The sequence below is a fragment of the Curtobacterium sp. VKM Ac-2884 genome (assembly GCF_015350945.1).
GTDB lineage: Bacteria > Actinomycetota > Actinomycetes > Actinomycetales > Microbacteriaceae > Curtobacterium.
In genome coordinates this window covers 33,100-55,455 of the sequence record NZ_JADKSA010000007.1, presented here as the reverse complement: position 1 = coordinate 55,455, position 22,356 = coordinate 33,100, and the positions used below count along the sequence as shown (strand labels likewise).

Sequence of the window (22,356 nt, the reverse complement as noted above, 5' to 3'; positions counted from 1 at the left end):
CAGCCCCGGTTCAGGCCACCGTCCACTCGACCATCCGCGGGTCGTCCAGCGTGACCTCGCGCACCGGCCCGGTCACCATGACCGAGGCGCGCTCCGTCGCGGAGCCGGGGACGGGGTGTCGGACCGGCCCACCACCGGACGCGACGATCCCGCCTGCCGGCACCGGGCCTCCCGGTCGTGACGCCGCCGCGTGGGAGGCGACCCAGACCTGCACGTCCCCGGGTTCGACGACCCGGCGCATGCGCCGGTCGGTGAACGCGAACCGCTGGACGGGAACGCGGAAGCGGACCCGGGTGGACTCCCCCGCGGCGAGCGCGACTCGCGCGTAGCCGAGCAGCTGGACCTCGGGTCGGGTGACGCTGCCGTGCACGTCGTGGCCGTAGAGCTGGACGACGTCCTCGCCCGCGTGTGCGCCCGTGTTCCGGACGGTCACCGAGGCGTCGAACCACCCGTCGGAAGGCACCGACGCGTCGACCGTCAGCTCCTCGTACGCGAACGTCGTGTAGCCGAGGCCGAAGCCGAACGGGCGGACCGGCGTCGAGTCGGCGGCGGTGACGTCCGAGGGCCCCCCGAGCCGCGGGTGCAGGTACGTGTACGGCTGGGCGCCGGCGGCACGCGGCAGCGAGACGGGCAGGCGACCGGACGGCGATGCGGCGCCGGTGAGCAGCTCGGCGATGGCGGTGCCGCCCTCCTCGCCGGGGAAGAACGCCTGCACGACGGCCGCCGGACGTCCCGCGCTGGCCGGGCCAGCGGCGACGACGCCGTCGCCGTCGCCGTCGAGCGCCCACGCGATGGCGTACGGCCGCCCTGTGAGCAGCACCATCACGGTCGGCGTGCCGGTGGCGACGACCGCCTCGACGAGCGAGCGTTGCACGCCCGGCAGGTCGAGCGACTCGGTGTCGTTCCCCTCGCCGACGGTGCCGCGGCCGAACAGGCCGGCCTGGTCGCCGACGACGACGACCGCGACGTCGGAGGCAGCGGCCACGGCGACGGCGTCCGCGAACCCGGCACGGTCGGAGCCGGTGACGGCGCAGCCCGCGGCGAAGCGCACGGCATCGTCGCCGAGGGCGTCGACCAGCGCCTCGCGCACGGTCGGGATGGCGAAGCCGAGCGGCAGGTCGGGGTGCGACGCGAGCACGTGGTTGGCGAAGGAGTAGCAGCCTTGCAGGGCCTCGGCGCGGTCGGCGTTGGGGCCGATGACGGCGATGGACGCACCGGCGCGCAGCGGCAGCACGGGCGCGGCGGCCGGCACGCCTGCGCCAGCGCCAGCAGGCGCCCCAGCCCCAGCGCCAGCACCAGCGCCAGCGCCAGCGCCAGCGCCTGCGCCTGCGACCACATCGTGGTTCGACAGCAGCACCAACGACCGCGCCGCCAACTGCTTCGCCAACGAGCGGTGCAGCGGGGTGTCCAGGTCGATGCCGGTGGGTGGCTCGTCCTCGAACGCCTGCGGGTCGAGCAGCCCCAGACGCTCCTTCTGCCGCAGCACCCGCAGGACCGCGCGGTCGAGCAGGGCCTCGTCGAGCAGCCCCGAGCGGACCCGTTCGACGAGCGGCGCGAGGTAGGCGTCCCCGGTGGGCAGCTCGACGTCGATGCCCGCCTCGAGCGCCAGTGCCGCCGCTTCGCCACGATCGGCGGCGATGCCGTGCATGACCTCGAGGAACGCGACCGAGAAGTAGTCCGCGACGACGGTGCCGTCGAAGCCGAGTTCGTCACGCAGCAGGCCGGTCAGCAGTTCACCGTTCGCCGCGACGGGCACGCCGTCGATCTCGGCGTACGAGTTCATGACGCTCCGGGCGCCCCCGTCGCGCAGGGCCATCACGAACGGCGGCAGGTACACGTCGGCGACCTCGCGCGGTCCGGCGTGCACGGGTGCGTGGTTCCGCCCCGCCTGCGAGGCCGAGTACCCGAGGAAGTGCTTGAGCGTCGCGTCGACGCCGGCCGCCTGCAGGCCGCGCACGTAGGCGGTCCCCACGGTGCCGACCAGGTAGGGGTCCTCGCCGATGCACTCGTCGACCCGCCCCCATCGCGGGTCGCGGATCACGTCGAGGACCGGTGCCAGGCCCTGGTGCACGCCGAGCTGCCGCATCGACGCGCCGATGGCGGCGCCGACCTGCTCGACCAGCTCCGGGTCGAAGGCCGCACCCCACGCCAGCGGGGTGGGGAACGTCGCGGCCTTCCACGCGGCGAGCCCGGTCAGGCACTCCTCGTGCACGAGCGCGGGGATCCCGAGCCGGGTCTCGCGCTTGAGACGCCGCTGTTCCGCCCACAGCCAGGCCGCGCGGTCGTCGGGTTCGACCGGTCGCGTGCCGTAGACGCGGGTGAACTGGCCGATGCCGTCGCGGGTGATGTCCGCCAGGGTGCGGCCGTCGGCGGCCGCCGCCATCTCACCCTGCATGGGCGCGACGACGCCGGTCTGGTCGAGCCAGTAGCCGACGAGCTGCGCCGCCTTCTCGTCAAGGTTCATGGCGGCGAGCAGGGCGGTGGCGCGGTCGGGTCCGGTCGCGTCGGGTGCGTCGTGGTCGGCCTGGAGGCGCGGCTGGCGTCCGGTGTCCCGGGTCGCGTCCGTCGTCGTCACCCCTTCACCGCCCCGGTCAGGCCGCCGACGATGCGGCGCTGGAAGATGGTGAAGAACACCAGTGCCGGGATCATCGACATCGACGTGAACGCGAGCACCTTGGCCGTGTCGACCGAGTACTGCGACGAGAACGCCTGCACGCCGAGCGGCAGTGTGTAGCTGCCCTCGTTGTTCAGGATGAACAGCGGCAGGATGTAGCTGTTCCAGCTCGCGATGAACGCCAGGATGCCGACCGTGACGACGCCCGGCAGCGACAGCGGCACGACCATGCGGAAGAAGAACCCGAGGCGGCTGGCGCCGTCGATCGACGCTGCCTCTTCGAGCTCGTCCGGGATCGCCCGCAGGAACGGCACCAGGATGATGACCGTGGTCGGCAGCGCGAAGGCGATCTGCGGCAGGATCACGCCGGCCAGGCTGTTCGTCAGACCGAGGTCCTTCACGAGCAGGTACAGCGGCGTGATGGCGACGGTGATCGGGAACATCAGACCGGCGGCGAACAGGGCGTACAGCGCACCGCGGCCGGCGAACCGGTACCGGGCGAGCACGAAGCTCACCATCAGTCCGAGCACGACGACGCCCGCGGTGGTGGTCACGGCGCTGATCGTCGAGTTCGCGAGCTGCTGCCAGAAGATCCCGCTGGACAGCACGGATCCGTAGTTGCCGAGCTCGAACGGCGCTGGCAGCCCGGCCGGGCTCGTGGTGATCTGCGAGTTCGTCCGGAAGCCGCCCAGCACGATGTACAGCACCGGGGCGAGGTTCGCGGCGACGAACAGGATCGCCACCAGGTAGGTGAGCGGGTTCGCGCGACCGATGGCCGCGCTGGAACGCCGCTCCCGAGTGGCCCGCCGCCCGGGGGCGACGATGCTCGTGGTGGCCATCAGTTCTTCCTCTCGGTGAGTGCGCCCGCGGTGTCGCGGCGGAGCACGAAGCGCTGGTAGATCAGAGCGACGGCGAGCGAGATCACGAACATGACCACGGCGACGGCGCTGCCGAAGCCGAAGTTGCCGGACGTGCGGCCGTTGGCGACCATGTACGTCGCCATCGTCGAGGTGCCGGCGGTCGACGAGATGTACTGCCCCCAGATGATGTAGACGAGGTCGAACAGCTGCAGTGAGCCGATGATCGACAGGAACGCCCAGATCCGGATGGTGGGGCCGAGCAGCGGCAGGGTGATCCGCCGCTGGATCTGCCAGTAACCGGCACCGTCGATGGCCGCCGCCTCGAACAGCTCCTCGGGGATGCTCTGCAGGCCGGCCAGGAACAGGATCACCGCGAAGCCGATGTACTTCCACGAGATGATCACGAGCAGGGTCCAGATGGCGATGTCCGGGTTGGACAACCAGTCGGCCCGCAGCCCGCCGAGGCCCATGCCCTGGAGCAGGTCGTTCACCGCGCCGTTCGACTGGAGCATCAGGCTCCAGCCGGTGCCGACGATCACCTCGGAGATGACGTACGGCACGAACACGAGCACGCGGACGAGCCCGCGGCCGTGCATCTTCTGGTTGAGCAGGAGCGCGAGCACGATGGCGATCGGCCCCTGCAGCACGAGCGACAGCACGACGATGAAGCCGTTGTGCATCAGGACCGCGTGGAACGCCTTGTCCTGGAAGATGATCAGGTAGTTCTGCAGCCCCACGAAGTCGGTGGGCGGGCCGTAGCCCTGCCACTTGAAGAACCCGTAGTAGGCGGCCAGCACCACGGGCAGGATCACGAAGGTGACGAAGACGATGACCGCGGGGCCGGCGAGCACCGCGATCTCGACGCGCTTCCGCCAGTCCGCGATGCGGCGCGTGGACCGCCGTCCGGCGGGGAGCGGCGTACCGCTCCCCGCCGGGGACGTCCCCGCGGCCGTGTCCGACCCGGTGGTCGGGGTCGTGCCGAGCGAGGTGTCGAGGGTCATGGTCAGCCCTTGGCCGCAGCCTGGTTGGTGGTGTCCACGATGTCCTTCGCGCTGCCCTTGCCGGCGAGCAGGTCGACGACGCTGGTGTTCAGCGCGTTGCCGACGTTCTGGCCGTACAGGGTGTCCAGGTACTGCGAGACGAACGGGGCCTCCTGGTAGGCGGCGAGGGCCGACTTGAGGTAGTCCGCGTCGACGACCGACTGGGCCTCCTGGTTGACCGGGATGGCCTGGAACGCCGTGTAGTAGGCCTCCTGGTTGTCCTTCTGCACGATGAAGTTGAGGAAGTCCGTGCAGGCCTTCTTCGGCGCCTTCGCCGAGCAGGAGTTGCCGTCGACGCCGCCCATCATCGACTTCGGGTCACCCTTGCCACCGTCGATGGTCGGGAACGGGAACCAGCCGAGGTCGGCCAACGGCTTGCCGTCCGGGGTGAGCGAGCTGATCACGCCCGGGTCCCACGCCCCCATGAGCTCCATGGCGGCCTTGTGGTTGGCCAGCAGACCGGCGGAGCTGCCGGCACCCTGCTGGGCAGCGGTGGTCAGGAAGCCGTTGTTGAACGGCTCGGTGGCGTTGAAGTCCTCGAGCTGCTCGCCGGCCTTCGTCCAGCAGGCATTGTCGAACTTCAGCGACTTCGCCGCGCCCTCGAGCGTCTTCTGGCTGCACTCGCGCAGCGCGAAGTTGTAGTACCAGTGGGCGGCGGGCCAGGCGTCCTTCGCACCGACGGCGACGGGGTCGATGTCGGCGGCCTTGAGCTTCGCGATGTCGTCGTTCAGCTCGTCCATCGTGGTCGGGGTGCCGTCGATGCCGGCCTTCTGGAACAGGTCCTTCGAGTACCAGATGCCCTCGGGGAGCACGGCGCCGGGCATGGCGTAGGTGGCGCCGTCCTTCTCGTAGCCCGCGAACGTCCCGGCGCTGATCGACTTCTTCGCGTCGGCGCTGATGGAGTCGGAGATGTCCATGAGCTGCCCGGCGGCGATCATCGCGTCCATCTTGCCGCCACCGCGCTGCAGGAAGACGTCCGGCCCGTCGCCCGAGTTGAGCGCGGTCTGCAGCTTGCCGTCCAGGTCCTCGTTCTGGATCGCCTGGGTCTTGATGGTGACGTTCGGGTACTTCGCCTCGAACGCCTTGACCGTCGAGGCCCAGTAGGCCTTGCCCGGTCCGGTGGTGGAGTTGTGCCAGAAGGTCATCGTGACCTTCCCGTTGCCGTCGTCGGCCGCGTTGCCGCCTGCCGAGCAGCCCGTGGCCACCAGTGCTGTCGCCCCGATCAGCGCGATGGCTGCCGCGGCACGGATCTTCCTCGTCATCGTGGAACTCCTCGTGTCGTCGTTGACATGCAGCGACATCCACTGCCGCTGCGGAGAGCGTGCCAGGTGCTCCTGCCGCTTGTCAATCGATATCGATAACGTTTTCTACGCCGTTTCGACGCTCCATCAGCGGTACGGTGAGCACATGGACTCGGCACTCGGCGCGCGTCCCGGTGCCGGCCGGGTGACGATCGGCGACGTCGCACGGGTCGCGGGGGTCTCGATCCCCACCGTGTCGAAGGTCATCAACCAGCGCGACGGCGTCGCCGCGGCCACGATGATCCGCGTGCAGCAGGTCGTCGCCGACCTCGGCTACGAGACGTCCTTGGTCGCCCGCAGCCTGCGGAGCTCCCGCACCGGGGTCGTCGGCATCCTGGTGCCCGAGTTCGAGCCGTTCTCGACCGAGCTCCTGCGCGGCATCTCGAGCGCGACGACCGGCACCGGCTACGAGCTGCTCGCCTACGCCGGCCTGATGACCGGCGCCGACCGTCCGGGCTGGGAACGCCGGTCACTGTCACGTCTGTCCGGCACCCTCATCGACGGCGCCATCGTCGTCACCCCGACCACGGCCCTGTCGAGCTCGTCGATCCCCGTCGTCGCCATCGACCCGCACACCGGACCCGAGGGCCACGCGACGGTCGACGCCGACAACGAGGGCGGGGCCGTCCAGGCCGTCGAGCACCTGCTCGCGCTCGGGCACACCCGGATCGCGCACCTGCGCGGCCGAGTCGACCTGGCGTCCGCCCAGCTGCGCGAGGCCGGGTACCGCTCCGCACTGACCGCCGCCGGACTCACGATCGACGAGCGGCTCGTCCGCGACGGCGACTACCAAGAGGAGCAGTCCGCGGCCGTGGCGCGGGACCTGCTCACGATGGACGAGCGACCGACCGCGGTGTTCGCCGCGAACGACTCGTCGGCCGTCGGTGTGCTGCGGGCCGCGGCAGAGCTCGGCCTGCGGGTGCCGGAGGACCTGTCCGTCGTCGGGTTCGACGACGTCCCCCAGGCGTCGATCACGACACCACCCCTCACCACCGTCTCGCAGCCGCTGGCCGAACTCGGGTCCCGCGCGGTCGAGATGCTGCTGACGATGCTCCGTGGCGAGGCCGCGTCGGACCACGTCCGCCTGTCGACCACCCTGCGGGTACGCGCCAGCACCGGTCCCGCGCCGCGCGCCTGATCGCTGATCAGCGGCGCAGGGTCTGCTTCGGGTACTCGCCGAACCGCGCCGCGTACGACGCCGAGAACCGACCGAGGTGCGCGAACCCCCAGCGTCGGGCGACGTCCCCGATCGCTCCGACCTGCGGGTCGAGTGCGAGGAGTTCGCTGCGCACGCGGTCCAGACGGACGTCCCGCAGGTAGGTGAGCGGGGACACGTCGAACACCCGACGGAACGACTCCTGCACGGACCGCACGCTCAGGCCGGCCACCGCGGCGAGGTCGGCGATGGTCACGGTCTCGGACGCGTGCGCGTGGACGTACTCGACGGCGGCGCGCAGCCGGGCGTTCCGCGGCAGGGCCAGTTCCGCCGGCAGGTCGTCGAGCTGCGGCGGGAAGGTCTCGAGGAACGCGGCGATCGCGAGCGACTTCGCCTCGGTCCAGGTCTCCGAGTCCGGACCGCCCACACGGAGCGCGCGGGACAGCGCGGCGAGGGCACCCTGCCACCGGCCGTACATCGCGTTGTCCGGTTCGCGCGCGTGGTCGAAGCGGAGCGGCCGGTCCCCCAGGTCGAGCTGTTCGCCGGCGATCCGGTGCACGAGCTCCCGGTCGAGGTGCACCAGGCGCTGGTCGTGGTCCTCGGCTGCGAAGACGAACGCGGTGTCGCAGGGCAGGAGCGTCGGCACGTTCCGGTGCAGGTCCACCCGCTGCCCGGCGACGTCGAGGTGGGCGCTGCCGCTCGTCATCCACGCGACGATGTAGTCGGTGCTGATCGGCATCGCACCGCGCAGCACGCCGCGCATCTGGGACCGACGGATGCTGATCCCCGTGTCGCCGACCGCGGTGTAGCGGTAGACGAACTCGCTGCCGGTCTGCTGGGCGGACCACTGCTCGGCACCGTGCACCGTGGCCAGGTCACGCGCCGCTGACTCCGGATCGCTGCCGGACACCTCGAAGCGCACCGGCTCGCTCGCGCGTCCACCGGCGCGCGGGGCCTCGTAGGTGTCAGTCACGGTGCATCGCCCCCGTGCCGGACACCCGAACCTGACCGCGCGACTCGTTATGTGGATACGCTGACCCGGTGAGCACGGCGTACGGTGGCGCAGACCCGACCGGTTCGAAAGGGGCGCTCCCGTGAGCGATCTCGACCTCGTGGCGGCACTGACGCGACTCGAAGCAGCGGTGTCCGCGCTGCGAGCGCGGCTGCGCGAGCAACTCGACGTGTCCGGCAGCGACCTGACCGTGCTGCAGTTCGTGTCCCGCGCCGAAGCGGCCGACCGGACCGTCCGCGTGAAGGACCTCGCGCAGCACCTCGGCCTGACCGGACCGGCGGTGACCGGCATGGTGGACCGACTCGAGCAGAGCGGGCACCTCAGCCGCGTGCCGAACCCGGCCGACGGTCGGAGTCGCCACATCGAGCTGACCGAGACCGCCAGACGCGACTACTCGATCGCCATGGACGGCACGAACAAGCACCTGCACGAGCTGTTGGCCTCCTTCTCGGAACGGGACAGGGTCCGGTTCGTCCGGATCGTCGACCGCATCATCGCGGCCGTCGACCTCGGCGCCCCGAGCCCCTGACGGCAGATTACGGGCGCTCAGCGTGCGGCTCCGGTGATTGTCCACCATGCGCAGCTAGGTAACGATGCTACCTATCTCGGGGCCGGGCCGTTCCGACGAGCGACACCGAGTTCGGCCCCACCGCAGCGCTGGCCAGGTCGACGCGGGCCAGTCCCCCGGGCACCAGGGCGTCCGCGATCGACAGGCGGAGTGCGGTCTGCGTGTACTGCCCGGTCGTCGCACGGCCGGCAGGGGTCGGGGCGGCCGCGAGGTCCTGCTGCACGTTCACCCGGAGCGAGAGCACCCCGGGCAGCCGCGCGAGGACCGTCCCGAGCGCACGGACGACCGGGCCACCGATCGTCGTCGTCAGCGTCGTGCCGAGCGTCCCGACGAGCGCGAACAACCGGGTCGTGAGCGTCCCCACCACCGCCTGGGTCAACGGGTTCACGAGCGACGTCGCGAGGCCGGTCACGACGCCGAGCAGGCCGCCCAGGTCGAGTCCGAGCAGCGCGACGCCGACCGACAGCTTCGTCTGCCCAGCCATGAGCGCCGCGACCCCGGTGTCGACGCCGATCGACAGCGTGGCGATCTTCACGCGGATGCCGAGCACCAGGGGTGCGCTCAGGTCGGCGGCGAGCGCGATCCGCACGTGCAAGGCCCCGAGCGCGGTCGTCAGGGCGGTCGTGATCTTCCCCGCCCAGGCGTCCACCACCTGCCCGAGCCGGTCGGCCAGCGCACCGAGGGTGACGGCGTCGAGCACCACCTCGTGGTTCGGCGGCAGGTCGTTGAGCCCGTGCTCGTCGTCGCCGAGCAGGTGCGCGAGGTCGACCCGGACGGATCCGGCCGACAGGTCGAGCGACAACGTTCCGCCGGCGTCCTGCACGGGTTCGGCGAGCAGCGGCGCGACCGCTCCTGCCAGGTCCGGCCCGGTGATCTCGACCGTGCCCCCGATGGTGCCGAGCCCGAGGCTGCCGGTGAGCCCGCCGAGCACCCCGAGCACGCCCTGGTTGATCGTCCGTGCGAGCACCCCGTCCGTGCCACCGAGCGTGTCGACCGCGGCGTCGAGCTGCACCACGGTGTCGTCCACCGCCGTGACGAGCGCGCCGACGAGCGGGCTGTCCACACGGAGGTCGAGGCTCGTGATCCCGTAGTCGCGCTCGAGCCCGGCGGACCCGCTGTCGGCTGCCACCTGCTGCACCGCGGCACGCAGGTTCGTCGCGAGCGTGCGCTGGACGACCCCGCCCCACACGTCTTGGCTGATGGCGTCGCACCCGGCGAGCTGCGCACTCGCACCGACGGCCCCGACGTCGAGCCCGACGTCGGTGACGTCCGCGATGCCCGGTAGTGCGCGGCCGAGCGTGATCGAGGCCGGGTCGGGCAGGTCGCCGGACGGGGTCGTCGGTGTGACGAGCACGCCACCGGAGCCCCGACGCCGCCACGGCTTCTCCGGTTCCCGACGCCGTCGCGACCTGGTTCACCGCGCCCGCTGAACCGGCCGGCAGTCCGAGGCCGAGACCGGTGAGGTCGATGCCCGCCACGTCGCCGAGCAGGCCGACGTCGAGCGGGTTGCCGAACGCCTGCGTGAACGGGCGGCCGCCGGTGCCGAGCTCGGGCGCGGTGGCCGGCTCGACCGATGCCGGTGCGGCGCCGGTCTTCGCGACGTCGACCCCGCGCACCGTGGCGACGTCGTCGAGGTCGATGCCGGCGATGCTCCCGCCCAGGAACCGGCTCGAGGCCGTCGACGTGTAGTCCGCGTCGGTGCCGCAGTCGAACGAGGACGTCCCCACGGCCCCGTGCGCCCACTCGCGGTCCGACCACGACGCGGTGCTCGGGACGGCGGTGGGCGTGACCAGGGCTGCGGCGACGACGATGCCGGTGACGACCGCGATCCGGCCACGGCGCAGGTGCAGCGGACGCCGGCTCACGACCGGCTCCTGGGGCGCCGGAGTCGGAGAGCGACGCCGGCGAGGACGGCCGCGACCGCGACGAGCACCGGCCCCGCGAACCCACCACCCGTCATCGCGAGCACGACCGGGCCGACGCCAGCGCCGTCTCCGTCGCGTTCGCCGCTGCCGTGCGCCGGGCGTCCGGACACGACGGGTTCCCCGCCGCGGGCGGTCACGCCGACGCCGACCTCGGCGGTCCGGGGCACCGTGGTCGCGGCGTCACCGAGGGACAGCCGGACGAGCAGGTACGCCGAGCCGTCGCCGTCCGGGTCGGGCACACGGACCGACGGCGCGGAGGTCGCCCAGTCGACGAGGGGGACCGTGTCGACGAGGGCGGCCGTCGGCCCGCCACACGTGGGGGCTCCGGACGGGTCCCCCCACGGCTGGTCGCACGTCGCGACCGACACGAGCACGCCGTCGGTCCCGCCCGGCAGGCCGCCCCGTCCCGTGAGCTGCAGGTCGAGGGTGACCGGGCCGGGCTCGTCGACGCTCGTCCGCACCTGCCACGTGACGTCCGCGTCGTTCCCCGCCCCGGGCAGCACGAGGGGCTCCGGACCGGTGTGCAGCACCAACCGGCCCGGCGTGCCGGTCTCGGCCACGGGCCTCCAGTCCGTCGCGGCGACCGCCACCGCCGTCGTGCCGATCCCGGTCGCACCGACGAGCACCGCGGCGACCGCCGCGGAGGTGGCGAGGACGCGGGTCACGAGTCCTCCCGCCGGGCCGGCCAGAACGCCCACGCGACGAGCACGCCGACGAGCGCGACCGCCAGCCCACGGGCCGGGGCACTCGTGACCACGACGAGCACCGAGCCCAGGCCGGGGGCGTGCGCCAGCACGAGTCCGGCGTGCCGGACGACGTACGGGTCGCGGTCGTCGGAGGCGTTGTCGTCGCCCCGCAGGGTGAGCGACCGCGCCGCGGAGTCCCCCGGGACCCGGTCCACCGCGACCACCCGGTGGGTGACGGGCAGGGCCGACCCCGCGCGTGGGACCGTGACGACGTCCCCGTCGGTGATCTCGGCCGCGGGCACGCGGTGCGTGATGGCGAGCCCGCCCGCAGGGATCGTCGGGGCCATCGACCCGGTGGTGACGACGACGAACGACAGTCCGGTGAACGCCACGGCGGCCCAGGCGAGCAGGCACGTGAGTCCGATCGCGCCGGCGACCGTCAGGACGACGGAGCGGACGCGGTCGGCGGGACGACGGGGCGGCGCCACGCCCTCGTCGGAGGACGTCGGCGCGGTGGAGCCGCGCACGGCCGCGCTCAGTCGGACTCGGCGGCGAACTGCCACGCGGGCGCGGCCGTCCGCCCCTGGAGCGCGTCGACCGTGGTGCCGGCGGGCAGCGTCGGCGACTCCGGCAGCGAGACCTCGAAGCAGTACACCTGCGTCGACCCGCCGGCCGCGGCGAGGGGCCGCGCGATCGTCGCGGCAGCCGTGCCGAGCGGCCCGGACGCGACGCTCGTCCACGGCACGTCGAACGCGGTGGCGTCACACACGGCGGTGGTGTCCGTGATCGCGGCGACCCGGACCTGCAGGGCATTCCACAGCACGTCGTCGGCGTCGGAGACCGTGACCCCGGACGCCGGCACCGCTGCCCGGAGCACCAGGTCGCCGGCGATCGAGTCGGCGGTGGTGCGGAGCGCGACGGGGGCGTAGGTCGCCGTTCCCGGCGACAGGGCGAGCGCGTCGACCGAGAACCGGAGCGCCTGCCCCGGGTTCGTCTCGTCCGAGGTGAAGCCCGCCGCGGCGAACGGCGCCGTGACGTTCTGCTCGACCTCGAACCCGGACGTTCCCACGCCCGGCCCGCCCGAGCCGTTGCCGCCGAACACCCACTCGGTGTCCGTCCACGACGCGAGCGTGTAGCCCGCACCGCCGACGACGAGGACCCCGCCGGCAGCGAGTGCGAACACCCGGTTGCGGCGCCGGGTGCGGCGGGCGGTGTCGTCCGCGGCACGACGGCCGCGGTTCCGGGCGCGCGGGGGCGCAGTGCTGTCAGCCATGACGTGTCTCCTGATCCGTGACGCCGATCGGTGGCGGCGACGGCCGGGGTGGTTGGTCCCGACCGTCGCCGTCGACGTCTGCTCCGATCCTGGCGGACTATCCCTCAGGAATCAATGGACGCGTCACCCCTTGACGGCGCCGGAGGTGAGCCCCGACACGATCGAGCGGCGGAACACGAGCACCAGGATGACGATCGGCACCGTCGCCGCGACGCTCGCCGCGAAGATCTGCGCGAAGGGCACCGTGAACTGCGTGCCGAACAGCGCGATGCCGACCGGGATCGTCCGGAACGAGTTCTCGCTGTTGAACGTCAGCGCCATCAGGAACTCGCTCCACGACGCCGTGAACGTGAACACCCCGACCGTGAACAGGCCCGGCTTCGCCATCGGCAGGATCACGCTGAGCACGGTGCGCCAGGCCCCGGCCCCGTCGATCTCGGACGCTTCCTCGATCGTCGAGGGGATCCCGACCAGGTAGTTCCGCATGATCCAGATGGCGAACGGCAGGTTGAACGCGACGTACGGCACGATCAGGCCCGGGTACGAGTTGAGCAGTCCGAGGTTGCGCTCGAGCAGGTACAGCGGCGTGAGCACCGCGATCGCCGGGAACACCGAGAGCATGAGCAACGACGTCATGATCGCCGTGCGGCCCTTGATCCACCGGCCGGCGAGTGCGTAGCCCGCCAGGAACGCCAGCGCGAGCACGATCACCGTCGTCGACACCGACACGATGACGCTGTTCACCATGTACTGCCCGAGCGCGTTGTCGCGGAAGGCCACCACGAAGTTGTCGAGGGTGAACGACTGCGGGAACGCGGTGGGCGGCGACTGCCCGATCTCGGACGCCGGCTTGAGCGACGTCGACACCAGCCAGTACAGCGGCAGCGCCGTGAGCACCGCGATGACGACGCCGCTGACGTTGACGGTGTTGACCCACCTGCGCCAGCCCTTGCGCACACGTTGACGGGGCATCAGGCATCCCCTCCCTTCGCCTGGTTCCGGAACGCCCGGAGGAACAGCAGACACCCGGCCGCGACGATGATCGCGGTGGACGTCGCGATAGCCGCGCCCGGGCCGATGTTGATGTCCTGGAACAGGACCTTGTAACCCATGATCGCGAGCGACTGGGTGGCGGTGCCCGGTCCGCCGTTCGTCAGCACGAACGGCAGGTCGAACACCCCGAACGCCTGCAGGATGCGGAACAGCACCGCGATCGTCAGCGTCGGGGTGAGCTGCGGCAGGACCACCCGCCAGAACGTCTGCCAGGTGCTGGCCCCGTCGAGCTCCGCGGCCTCGTAGTGGTCCTCGGAGATCTGCACGAGCCCGGCGAGCAGGATGATCGCCACGAACGGCGTCGTCTTCCAGATGTCCGCGACCATCAGGCCCGTGATCGCGGGCACCGGTTCGCCGAGGATCACCGGGGCGTCCCCGAACAGGCCGAAGAACCACGTCGCGACGCCGTAGGTGCTGTCGTAGATGTACTTCCACAACTGCGCGTTGACGATGGTGACGAGCGACCACGGGATGAGCATCAGCGCGAGCATCCAGCCGCGCGTGGCCCCGAGCCGCTCGAGCACGAGGGCGACGAGCATCCCGAGCACGAGTTCCACCGAGACGGTCACGACCGTGTACAGCACCGTGAAGCCGAGCGCGCGGTACCAGTCGGCGCTCTGCAGCAGGGCCGCGTAGTTGCCGAGCCCGAACGACTGGATCGTGAACCCCTCGTAGCCGACCTCGACGTCCGCGAAGCTCAGGACGATCGAGTAGACCACCGGGAAGATCGTCACCGCCGCGACGACCAGGAGCGCCGGGGCCGCGAAGCCCCACGCGCCCCGCGCGCGGATGCGGTCGAGACGCGACCGTCCGCTCAGGCGGGGCGGCGGGTCGAGGCGACCCGCGCCTCCCGGCCTGGTGCCCGACCGGGTGGCCGTACCGGCGCTCACAGCGCCTCCCCCTGCAGGGCGAGCGCGATGGCCGAGGCCATCGTGCTCGTGCCGCCGTCGACGGACGCCTGCCCGCCGAGGATGCTGTTGCCGTTCTGGTACACGCCCTGCGAGACCTTCGGGTAGTACGCCGTCGAGGTCGGACGGGGCACGAGCGTGATGCCGGCCGCGGTGTCGTAGGTGGGTCGCTGCTGGCGCTTCGCGTCCTCGCTGACGAGCGACGCGCTGCGGGCCGGCAGGACGCCGCCCTCGCGGGTCAGGAACTGCTGCGCCGTCTCGCTCGACATCCAGCGTGCGAACGTCAGTGCCGCCGCGGGCTGCTGCGTGTGCGGGTTGATGTAGTTCCCCCACCCGCCGATGGTGGAGTGGTGCTCGTCCTGCCCGTCGAAGGTGGGACGGGCGGCGAGCCCGACCTTGCCCGCGACCCGGCTGTCCGGCCCGTTCGCGATGCCCCACGCGTACGACCAGTTGCGCAGGAACGCCGCCCGACCGCCGGAGAAGGCGTCGTTCGTGTCCTGCTCCTGGTACGTCAGCGTGGCCCGGGGGCTCGCGCCGTCCGTGATCAGGGACCGCATGAACTCGAACGCTCGCTTCGTCTCCGAGCTCGTCGTCTCGGGCTTCGTCAGGTCGTCGTTGAGCAGCGAGCCGCCGGCGTCCGCGACGAACTCGGTGACGTTGCAGGTGAGGCCCTCGTACACGTCGCCCTGGAACGCGAATCCGTAGCTGACGTCACCGGTGTCGACGAGCTTCGCGGCCGTCTCGCGCACTTCCTCCCACGACCCCGGCACCTGCAGGGAGTGCTTCGCGAGCAGGTCCTTCCGGTACAGGAAGAACGACTCGTCGATGTAGAGCGGGAACATGTAGTACGTCCCGTCGACGCTCGCCGCCTGCCGCAGTCCTTCGGGGAACTGGTCGAAGAAGTCCTCGCCCACGATTTGGTTCACGGGGGTGGCGAGCTTGTTCTTCGCGAACTGCCCGGGCCACGCGACGTCGCCGAGGTAGACGTCCGGCGTGCTGCTGCCGGCCGCGATCTGCGTCGTCAGGCTCGTCCGGTTCGTGTCCGTGTCGCTCGGGGCGCTCACGATGCGCACCCGGATGTTCGGGTGCTCCTTCTGGAACTCGGCGATGAGCCGGCGCCGCAGGTCACCGCCGTCCTTCGAGGCGACCTGGCCCGCCCACCAGCTGATCGTCGCCTCGCCCTCCGGCGGGTCGGTGGGCCAGTCCTGGACCAGCGTGCGCTCGGGGCGCGTGGAGCAACCCGCGAGGAGCAGCACCCCCGCTCCCCCGAGCAGGAACATCCTGCGGTCGATGGCCATCCGTCCTCCTCGACGTGTGGTGCTGCGAACCTGTGCGTCCACACAACCAACCGGCCCTGAGCGCCCGGTGGATGGGCGGCGGCGGCATGGCCGAGTCTCGGGGTGGGCGACAGTCCTCCGGGCTGACGGCGCGAGGTGAGTCGCTGCGCGCGAGTCTCGTGGGCGGGTCACGTGACCATCCGTCGGACGGGAGGCGCAGTGCGGGCCCGCCCCGCGCCTCCCGTCCGTCTCCTGGCCACGTCACGGGCGCGGGCGAGTCTCGGGGCGGGCGACAGTCCTCGGGGGCGCCGGCGCGAGGACTGTCGCTGCGCCCGAGTCTCGGGGACGCGGCGCAGAGACTCGGGCGGGGCCGGCAAGTGGTCAGGCGGGGGCGGGGGCCGTGGACTCCGCGGTGCGGAGCATGCACGGCAGCAGGAAGTGCGGCAGGTCGTCGGACGTGCCGTCGAGCTGCTCGATGAGGGCGTCGGCGGCCCGGATCCCGAGCTCCTGACCCGGCGCGACCATGGTCGACAGCCGCGGGTAGTGCTGGTCGGCGTTGGCCTCGGACGATGCGATGCTGAGCACGGAGACGTCCTCGGGGACCCGCCGGCCGGCGGTGTAGAGGCCGACCAGGACGCCGGCGGACGAGTCGTCCTTCATCACGAGCAGCGCCGTGACGTCGGGGTCCGCCGCGAGCAGGTCGCTCGTGGCCTGGCGTCCGCCGTCGCTGCCCGGCCCGGCGGTGACGACCGTTCCGGCCAGCCCGCGCTCGGCGATCGCGCGCCGGAAGGTCGCCTCGACGCGCAGGTGCGGTGCGTAGCCGGCCATCGGGGTGCCCTCGAGGTCCTCGAGCACGAGTCCGAAGCGGCGGTGCCCGAGCGTCTCGAGGTGGTCGAGGCTGTCCTCGATGGTCGTCTCGAAGTCGATGTCGACGAAGGGCAGACCGCTGCTGTCGCGGGTCCGGCCGATCAGGGTGAACGGCACGCCGAGGTCGGTGAGGACGGCGACGCGGGGGTCGTCCATCCGCACCTCCATCAGGATGACGCCGTCCACGAGCCCACCCGAGACGAGGTCGTCGAGGTCGTCTCCAGCGGGGTCCACCGGCCAGAGCACGAGGTGGTGTCCCCGCTCGGACGCCCGTTCCGCCGCACTCATGAAGAACTGCGAGGTCGTCGGGCTGAAGCGGTTGCCGGTGGTCGGGAACAACAGCGCGATGATCCGGGTCCGCCGGCTCGCCAGGGCCCGGGCGACGACGTTGCCGCGGAACTTCAGCTCGCGCATCGCGGTCTTCACCCGCGCGGTCGTGCCGGGGGTCACGTACTTCGTCCCGTTCACCACGAAGGACACGGTGGCGATCGAGACCCCCGCCCGATCGGCGACCTGCTGCATCGTGGCCATGGCGCTGATCCTAGCGCGCGGGAAGTCAGAAAAGCGCTTTACAGGTGAAGCGCTTATCTGTTAGCTTCTCGCCCCAGGAGCACAGCGACGATGACGTCAGCGGCCTCGTCGATGCGTGCCTGCCCCAGCATCCGTCAAGAGAAGAGCTCTGCAATGAAGCAAAGATTCCCCTCCATGTCCCGCCGGACGCGCGCCCTCGTCGGCGCAGTCGCCGTCGTCGCCACGATCCCCCTGGTCCTGTCCGGCTGCTCCGGCTCCGGATCGGCCTCGTCGGGCGGCAGCAAGGCCCTGACGATCGAGGACTACTACGACGCGAACTACAACCCGGTCTACAAGCAGTGCGCGAAGGAGGTCGGCGCGACGGTCACGATCAACCACGTCGCCGGCGCCGGCCTGATCGCGAAGGTGCTGCAGCAGGCATCGTCGAAGACGCTGCCCGACGTCCTCATGCTCGACAACCCCGACGTCCAGCAGATCGCCTCCTCCGGCGCCCTGTCCGACCTGTCGGACTACGGTCTGGACGCCGACGGCGACGTCCCCGGCGTGAAGGCCGCGAGCACCTACAAGGGCAAGCTCTACGGCCTGCAGTCGAACACGAACTCCATCGCGCTCTACTACAACAAGAAGCTCCTGGCGGACGCCGGCGTCCAGCCGCCCAAGACGTGGGACGAGCTCAAGGCCGCGGCGAAGACGCTCACCAAGGGCTCGACCTACGGCTTCGCGATGAGCAACATCAACACGTACGAGGGCACCTGGCAGTTCCTGCCGTTCTTCTGGTCGAACGGCGGTGACGAGAAGGACATCGCCACCGCGGACGCCACCCAGGCGCTGCAGCTCGTCGAGGACCTGCAGGACGACGGCTCGATGTCGAAGAGCTCGATCAACTGGGCCCAGGCGGACGTCAACAACCAGTTCCTGGCCGGCAAGGCCGCGATGATGATCAACGGCCCCTGGCAGCTTCCGGCGCTCAACGAGAAGAAGGGCCTCGAGTTCGACAGCGTCCCGATCCCGACGCGCACCGGCGAGGCCACGGTCGCACCACTCGGCGGCGAGGCGTTCACCGTCCCGCAGACCGGCGACAAGGACAAGATGCAGCTCGCCGGCAAGTTCGTCGGCTGCCTCCACTCGCAGAAGATGCAGAAGACCCTGTCCGAGGTCAGCGGCAACGTGCCGACCAACCTCGAGGCCGGCGCCGCCTGGGCGAAGGACCACCCGCAGGTCGCGTCCTTCGTCACCACGGTGCAGACCGCCCGCGCGCGCACCGGTGAGCTCGGACCCGACTGGCCCAAGGCCGCCACGAAGATCTACACCGCCGTCCAGCTCGCCCTCACCGGCAAGGCCAGCCCCGAGGCAGCGCTCAAGCAGGCGCAGTCGCAAGAGCAGTAGTCCACGGGGAGCCGGCCGACCGGTCGGCTCCCTCCGGCGTGCAGGAAAGGACCCCGGCGTGAGCGCCTCGACACAGACACGACCACGGACGATCCCGCCCGTGACGACACCCCGACCCGGGCAACGACGAGCCCGGTTCCGATCCGGCGTGACCCGATGGCTCTTCGTGGTGCCAGCGGCGGTCTTCGTGGCCGTCTTCTTCGGCTACCCGGTGGTGAAGAACATCATCATGTCCTTCCAGGACTACACGACGGCGACCTTCTTCACCGGCGAGGCCCCCTGGGTGGGGCTCGGCAACTACATCGCGGTGTTCCAGAGCTCGGTCTTCACGACGAGCCTCGTGAACACCGCCCTGTTCACGGCCGGCTCGATCATCCTGCAGTTCGTCATCGGGCTGAGCCTCGCGCTGTTCTTCCGTCGGCACTTCCCGCTGTCGGGCTTCCTGCGGGGGCTGCTGCTCCTGCCGTGGCTGCTGCCGCTCATCGCCTCGAGCGCGGTGTGGAAGTGGCTGCTCGACCAGGACAGCGGGGCACTCAACCAGCTCCTCGGCCTGGTGGGCATCGCGCCGGTCCCGTGGCTGGTCAGCCCGAGCCTCGCGCTCATCGCCGTCATCGGCGTCAACGTGTGGCTCGGCATCCCGTTCAACACGACGATCCTGTACAGCGGTCTGCAGTCCGTCCCGCCGGAGCTCTACGAGGCCGGGTCGCTCGACGGCGCCACCGGGTTCAAGGCGTTCTGGTACATCACGTGGCCGAGCATCCGGTCGGTGGTCAGCGTCGTGGTCGTGCTCGGGGTCGTCTACACGTTGAAGGTCGTGGACATCATCCTCGGCCTGACCGGCGGCGGGCCGGCGAACTCGACCCAGACCCTCGCCACGAACGCGTACCACCAGTCGTTCATCAACTTCCAGTTCGGCATCGGAGCCGCGGTGAGCAACGTGCTCATCGTCGTCTCGTTCGTCTTCGCGATGGTCTACATCGCGATCTCCCGGAAGGCGGTCGACGAATGAGCGTCGGACTCGCGAACCAGACCGTCACCGCCACCCGCGCGATCACGACGAAGCGGACCACCCGGGCACCCCGCCCGCGCGGTTCCGCCAAGGGCATCCCGTTCACGATCCTCGGGTGTGTGTTCCTCGCGATCATGGTGTTCCCCGTCTACTGGATGGTGAACACCAGCCTGCAGGCGACGTCCGGGGCCGCCACGGCGACGTGGTTCCCGTTCTCCCCCACCTTCGCCGGGTACGAGGCGGCGTTCGCCCAGCAGGGGCAGAACTTCCTGTCGAGCATGATCATCGGCCTCGGCACCGTCCTGCTGACACTGGCCATCGCGACGCCGGCCGCCTACGGGCTGGCCCGGTTCCGGATGCGCGGCGGCCGGGTGTTCCTGCTCGTGCTGCTCATCACCCAGATGATCCCGGCGATCGTCATCGCGAACGCGCTGTACACGCTGTTCAACAACATCGGGCTGCTCAACAGCTACGTCGGGCTGATCCTGGCCGACAGCGCGGTCCAGGTGCCGTTCGCCATCCTGCTCATGCGGGCGTTCATGGAGTCGATCCCGCCGAGCCTGGTCGAGGCGGCACTCGTCGACGGCGCCAGCGACTTCCGGGCGTTCGTGTCGATCGTCGTGCCGATCAGCCGGAACGCCATCGTCACCGCGGCGCTCTTCACGTTCCTCGGCGCGTGGGGTGACTTCCTCATCGCACTGACCCTGACGTCGACGACCGCGGTCCGACCGATCACGCTCGGCATCTACAACTACATCGGGTCGAACGTCACCGACTGGGGGCCCGTCATGGCGACCTCGGTGCTGGCGTCCCTGCCCGCTGCCGTCCTGCTGATCTTCGCGCAGAAGTACATCTCCGCTGGTGCCCTCGGCGGTGCCGTCAAGTGACGGCCCCGGACCGACGCCACCACGTACCACCGTCTGAAAGGCACACCATGACCACCTCCCCGCTGCGCATCACCGTCTGGGGCGAGAACGTCCACGAGCAGGTCGAGCAGCACGTCGCCGAGCGGTACCCCGACGGCATGCACGGCGCGATCGCCGACGGCATCCGCGAGAACCTGCCCGACGCCGTCGTCCGGACCGCCACCATGCAGGAGCCCGAACACGGCCTGACCGACGAGGTCCTGGCCGCGACGGACGTCCTGACGTGGTGGGGGCACGCCGCGCACCAGGACGTCGACGACGCCGTGGTCGACCGGGTGCACAAGCACGTCCTGTCCGGCATGGGCCTGGTCGTCCTGCACTCCGGCCACTGGTCGAAGATCTTCGGCAAGCTGATGGGCACCACGTGCACGCTTCGCTGGCGGAGCGAGCACGACCAGGAACTCGTCTGGACCGTCAACCCGCAGCACCCGATCACCCGCGGCGTCCCGAACCCGATCGTCATCCCCGAGCAGGAGATGTACGGCGAGTACTTCGACGTGCCGACCCCCGACGAGCTCGTGTTCATCTCGGGCTTCACCGGCGGCGAGGTGTTCCGGAGCGGCATGACGTACCGCCGCGGCCTGGGGAAGATCTTCTACTTCTCGCCCGGCGACCAGGACTTCCCCGTGTACCACCACAAGGACGTCCGCCGCGTGATCGCGAACGCGACCGAGTGGGCGCGGCCGGAGCGCGAGCGTGAGATCCCGACGCTCCGCCGGTACGACCTGGGCGAGTACTTCGACGGGCAGCACTACCGCGGCCCGTTCGACGACGCGCCCGTCGACGACGCCCCCGTCGACGACCACGCCGGGGCGCAGGCGTGACCGCGCTCCGCGTCCTGCAGGTCGGCGCCGGGGGCATGGGTCGGGCCTGGCTCGGCACCGTCGCCGCCGACCCCGACGTCGAGCTGGTCGGCATCGTCGACCTCGACCTCGACGCTGCCCGGGCCGGTGCCGAACACGCCGGCGACCCGAGCATCCCCGTCGGCACCGACCTGACCGTGCTCGCCGCCGAGACCGGTGCACAGGCGGTGCTCGACATCACCGTCCCGGTCGCGCACCACCCCGTCACGCTGCAGGCCCTGCACGCCGGACTCCCCGTGCTCGGCGAGAAGCCCGCCGCGCAGACCGTCGCCGAGGCACTGTCGCTCGCCGCGGCCGCCGAGGCCACCGGCAAGCTGTTCATGGTGTCGCAGTCGCGGCGCTACAACGACCAGCTCGTCGCGTTCCGCCAGCACGTGCGCGGCCTGGGCGCGATCGGCGGCCTGGGCACCCGGTTCGCCAAGGCCCCGCACTTCGGCGGCTTCCGCGAGCAGATGGACGACGTCCTGCTGCTCGACATGGCGATCCACGCGTTCGACTCCGCCCGCTACGTGCTCGAACGGGACCCGGTGTCGGTGTACTGCGAGTCGTGGAACCCGTCGTGGTCGTGGTACCGCGGCGACGCGGCGGCGGCAGCGGTCTTCGCCTTCGAGGACGACGTCCGGTACGTGTACGACGGCTCGTGGTGCGCACCGGGCGCCGAGACCTCGTGGAACGGCGACTGGCGGGCCTCGGGTGCTGCCGGCACGGCGCTGTGGGACGGCGACCACGACCCGTCCAGCGACCTCGACGGCACCGCGGGCACGCCGTCGTCCGCGGCGAGTGTCGGGCACGAGATCGCCGGGGCGCTGACGTCGTTCGTGCACGCCGTGCGTTCCGGCGAGACCCCGGACGGTGAGGTGCACGGCAACGTCATGAGCCTCGCCATGGTCGAGGCGGCGATCGCGTCGACCCGCACCGGGCAGCGCATCGTCATCGACGAGGTGCTCGAGCGCGCGCACGCCGAGGCACTCGCCGCCGAGCGGCACGACGCGGTCCGCGACCGCCTGGCCGCCTGGGGTTCGGTGCGCGAGGCCCTGAGCGCGTCCGTCCCCACGCCGTAGGCGCCCCGGCCCGCCCGGCACCCCCGGCACGCCCGGCACG

The 22,356-nt window shown here is 71.2% G+C and carries 19 protein-coding genes and 1 pseudogene; 7 read left to right on the top strand and 13 right to left on the bottom strand.

The window, feature by feature from the left end:
• Positions 1-10 precede the first annotated feature (10 nt).
• From ITJ60_RS17260 to ITJ60_RS17245, 4 genes are all read right to left on the bottom strand, one after another.
• Positions 11-2,464 (bottom strand): glycoside hydrolase family 3 N-terminal domain-containing protein, encoded by a 2,454-nt coding sequence (locus ITJ60_RS17260; protein WP_194648892.1) that lies wholly within the window; start codon positions 2,462-2,464, stop codon positions 11-13.
• Positions 2,465-2,571: 107 nt separating this feature from the next.
• On the bottom strand, positions 2,572-3,453 hold the full coding sequence (locus ITJ60_RS17255) for a carbohydrate ABC transporter permease (RefSeq protein WP_123313217.1): 882 nt from the start codon (positions 3,451-3,453) through the stop codon (positions 2,572-2,574).
• Positions 3,453-4,475: a carbohydrate ABC transporter permease gene (locus ITJ60_RS17250; protein ID WP_123313216.1), complete on the bottom strand. Its 1,023-nt coding sequence runs from the start codon at positions 4,473-4,475 to the stop codon at positions 3,453-3,455. Before ITJ60_RS17250 ends, ITJ60_RS17255 begins: the two co-directional genes overlap by 1 nt.
• Positions 4,476-4,477: 2 nt before the next feature.
• On the bottom strand, positions 4,478-5,776 hold the full coding sequence (locus ITJ60_RS17245; RefSeq protein WP_194648823.1) for an ABC transporter substrate-binding protein: 1,299 nt from the start codon (positions 5,774-5,776) through the stop codon (positions 4,478-4,480).
• A gap of 145 nt (positions 5,777-5,921) precedes the next feature.
• Between ITJ60_RS17245 and ITJ60_RS17240 the strand changes: the two genes are divergently transcribed.
• A complete protein-coding gene (locus ITJ60_RS17240; RefSeq protein WP_194648822.1) occupies positions 5,922-6,953 on the top strand; it encodes a LacI family DNA-binding transcriptional regulator in 1,032 nt (343 codons plus the stop codon).
• Between the two features lie 7 nt (positions 6,954-6,960).
• Here the strand turns inward: ITJ60_RS17240 and ITJ60_RS19420 are convergent, their stop codons facing one another.
• Positions 6,961-7,944 (bottom strand): AraC family transcriptional regulator, encoded by a 984-nt coding sequence (locus ITJ60_RS19420; protein WP_194648821.1) that lies wholly within the window; start codon positions 7,942-7,944, stop codon positions 6,961-6,963.
• A 121-nt stretch (positions 7,945-8,065) separates the two neighbouring features.
• On the opposite strand from ITJ60_RS19420, the gene ITJ60_RS17230 reads away from it, so the two are divergent.
• Positions 8,066-8,512, top strand: a complete 447-nt coding sequence (locus ITJ60_RS17230) for a MarR family winged helix-turn-helix transcriptional regulator (RefSeq protein ID WP_194648820.1) — start codon at positions 8,066-8,068, stop codon at positions 8,510-8,512.
• A gap of 67 nt (positions 8,513-8,579) precedes the next feature.
• On the opposite strand, the pseudogene ITJ60_RS17225 reads toward ITJ60_RS17230, so the two are convergent.
• The 8 genes and pseudogenes from ITJ60_RS17225 to ITJ60_RS17185 form a co-directional block, all read right to left on the bottom strand.
• Positions 8,580-10,278, bottom strand: a pseudogene (locus tag ITJ60_RS17225) (choice-of-anchor G family protein).
• 134 nt (positions 10,279-10,412) lie between these two features.
• Positions 10,413-11,141, bottom strand: coding sequence for a hypothetical protein (locus ITJ60_RS17215; protein ID WP_194648818.1), 729 nt, complete (start codon positions 11,139-11,141; stop codon positions 10,413-10,415).
• Positions 11,138-11,689, bottom strand: coding sequence for a signal peptidase I (locus ITJ60_RS17210; protein WP_123672932.1), 552 nt, complete (start codon positions 11,687-11,689; stop codon positions 11,138-11,140). Before ITJ60_RS17210 ends, ITJ60_RS17215 begins: the two co-directional genes overlap by 4 nt.
• Before the next feature lie 8 nt (positions 11,690-11,697).
• On the bottom strand, positions 11,698-12,435 hold the full coding sequence (locus tag ITJ60_RS17205; RefSeq protein WP_228510604.1) for an acyl-CoA dehydrogenase: 738 nt from the start codon (positions 12,433-12,435) through the stop codon (positions 11,698-11,700).
• Positions 12,436-12,558: 123 nt separating this feature from the next.
• The gene (locus tag ITJ60_RS17200; RefSeq protein WP_228510603.1) at positions 12,559-13,407 is read right to left on the bottom strand and encodes a carbohydrate ABC transporter permease; all 849 of its coding nucleotides are present in this window, start codon (positions 13,405-13,407) and stop codon (positions 12,559-12,561) included.
• Positions 13,407-14,378: a carbohydrate ABC transporter permease gene (locus tag ITJ60_RS19415; protein ID WP_194648817.1), complete on the bottom strand. Its 972-nt coding sequence runs from the start codon at positions 14,376-14,378 to the stop codon at positions 13,407-13,409. Before ITJ60_RS19415 ends, ITJ60_RS17200 begins: the two co-directional genes overlap by 1 nt.
• Entirely contained in the window at positions 14,375-15,694 is a 1,320-nt protein-coding gene (locus ITJ60_RS17190) for an ABC transporter substrate-binding protein (protein WP_194648816.1), read from the bottom strand. The genes ITJ60_RS19415 and ITJ60_RS17190 overlap by 4 nt, the downstream gene beginning before the upstream one ends.
• Positions 15,695-16,054: 360 nt before the next feature.
• Complete coding sequence (locus ITJ60_RS17185; RefSeq protein ID WP_194648815.1) at positions 16,055-17,071, bottom strand: LacI family DNA-binding transcriptional regulator; 1,017 nt, start codon at positions 17,069-17,071, stop codon at positions 16,055-16,057.
• A gap of 174 nt (positions 17,072-17,245) precedes the next feature.
• Between ITJ60_RS17185 and ITJ60_RS17180 the strand changes: the two genes are divergently transcribed.
• From ITJ60_RS17180 to ITJ60_RS17160, 5 genes are all read left to right on the top strand, one after another.
• Positions 17,246-18,457, top strand: coding sequence for a sugar ABC transporter substrate-binding protein (locus ITJ60_RS17180; RefSeq protein WP_194648814.1), 1,212 nt, complete (start codon positions 17,246-17,248; stop codon positions 18,455-18,457).
• Between the two features lie 148 nt (positions 18,458-18,605).
• Positions 18,606-19,466, top strand: a complete 861-nt coding sequence (locus ITJ60_RS17175) for a carbohydrate ABC transporter permease (RefSeq protein ID WP_194648813.1) — start codon at positions 18,606-18,608, stop codon at positions 19,464-19,466.
• Positions 19,463-20,353: a carbohydrate ABC transporter permease gene (locus tag ITJ60_RS17170; RefSeq protein WP_111084887.1), complete on the top strand. Its 891-nt coding sequence runs from the start codon at positions 19,463-19,465 to the stop codon at positions 20,351-20,353. The genes ITJ60_RS17175 and ITJ60_RS17170 overlap by 4 nt, the downstream gene beginning before the upstream one ends.
• 47 nt (positions 20,354-20,400) lie before the next feature.
• A complete protein-coding gene (locus tag ITJ60_RS17165) occupies positions 20,401-21,216 on the top strand; it encodes a ThuA domain-containing protein (protein WP_194648812.1) in 816 nt (271 codons plus the stop codon).
• Positions 21,217-21,251: 35 nt separating this feature from the next.
• The gene (locus ITJ60_RS17160) at positions 21,252-22,316 is read left to right on the top strand and encodes a Gfo/Idh/MocA family protein (RefSeq protein ID WP_194648890.1); all 1,065 of its coding nucleotides are present in this window, start codon (positions 21,252-21,254) and stop codon (positions 22,314-22,316) included.
• Positions 22,317-22,356: the final 40 nt, after the last annotated feature.

Bases quoted from the DNA above. Each gene is read 5' to 3' on its own strand.
- ITJ60_RS17260 (WP_194648892.1), bottom strand. From the start codon at position 2,464: ATGAACCTTGACGAGAAGGCGGCGCAGCTCGTCGGCTACTGGCTCGAC.
- ITJ60_RS17255 (WP_123313217.1), bottom strand. From the start codon at position 3,453: ATGGCCACCACGAGCATCGTCGCCCCCGGGCGGCGGGCCACTCGGGAG.
- ITJ60_RS17250 (WP_123313216.1), bottom strand. From the start codon at position 4,475: ATGACCCTCGACACCTCGCTCGGCACGACCCCGACCACCGGGTCGGAC.
- ITJ60_RS17245 (WP_194648823.1), bottom strand. From the start codon at position 5,776: ATGACGAGGAAGATCCGTGCCGCGGCAGCCATCGCGCTGATCGGGGCG.
- ITJ60_RS17240 (WP_194648822.1), top strand. From the start codon at position 5,922: ATGGACTCGGCACTCGGCGCGCGTCCCGGTGCCGGCCGGGTGACGATC.
- ITJ60_RS17205 (WP_228510604.1), bottom strand. From the start codon at position 12,435: ATGGCTGACAGCACTGCGCCCCCGCGCGCCCGGAACCGCGGCCGTCGT.
- ITJ60_RS17200 (WP_228510603.1), bottom strand. From the start codon at position 13,407: ATGCCCCGTCAACGTGTGCGCAAGGGCTGGCGCAGGTGGGTCAACACC.
- ITJ60_RS17190 (WP_194648816.1), bottom strand. From the start codon at position 15,694: ATGGCCATCGACCGCAGGATGTTCCTGCTCGGGGGAGCGGGGGTGCTG.
- ITJ60_RS17185 (WP_194648815.1), bottom strand. From the start codon at position 17,071: ATGGCCACGATGCAGCAGGTCGCCGATCGGGCGGGGGTCTCGATCGCC.
- ITJ60_RS17180 (WP_194648814.1), top strand. From the start codon at position 17,246: ATGTCCCGCCGGACGCGCGCCCTCGTCGGCGCAGTCGCCGTCGTCGCC.
- ITJ60_RS17170 (WP_111084887.1), top strand. From the start codon at position 19,463: ATGAGCGTCGGACTCGCGAACCAGACCGTCACCGCCACCCGCGCGATC.
- ITJ60_RS17165 (WP_194648812.1), top strand. From the start codon at position 20,401: ATGACCACCTCCCCGCTGCGCATCACCGTCTGGGGCGAGAACGTCCAC.
- ITJ60_RS17160 (WP_194648890.1), top strand. From the start codon at position 21,252: ATGGGTCGGGCCTGGCTCGGCACCGTCGCCGCCGACCCCGACGTCGAG.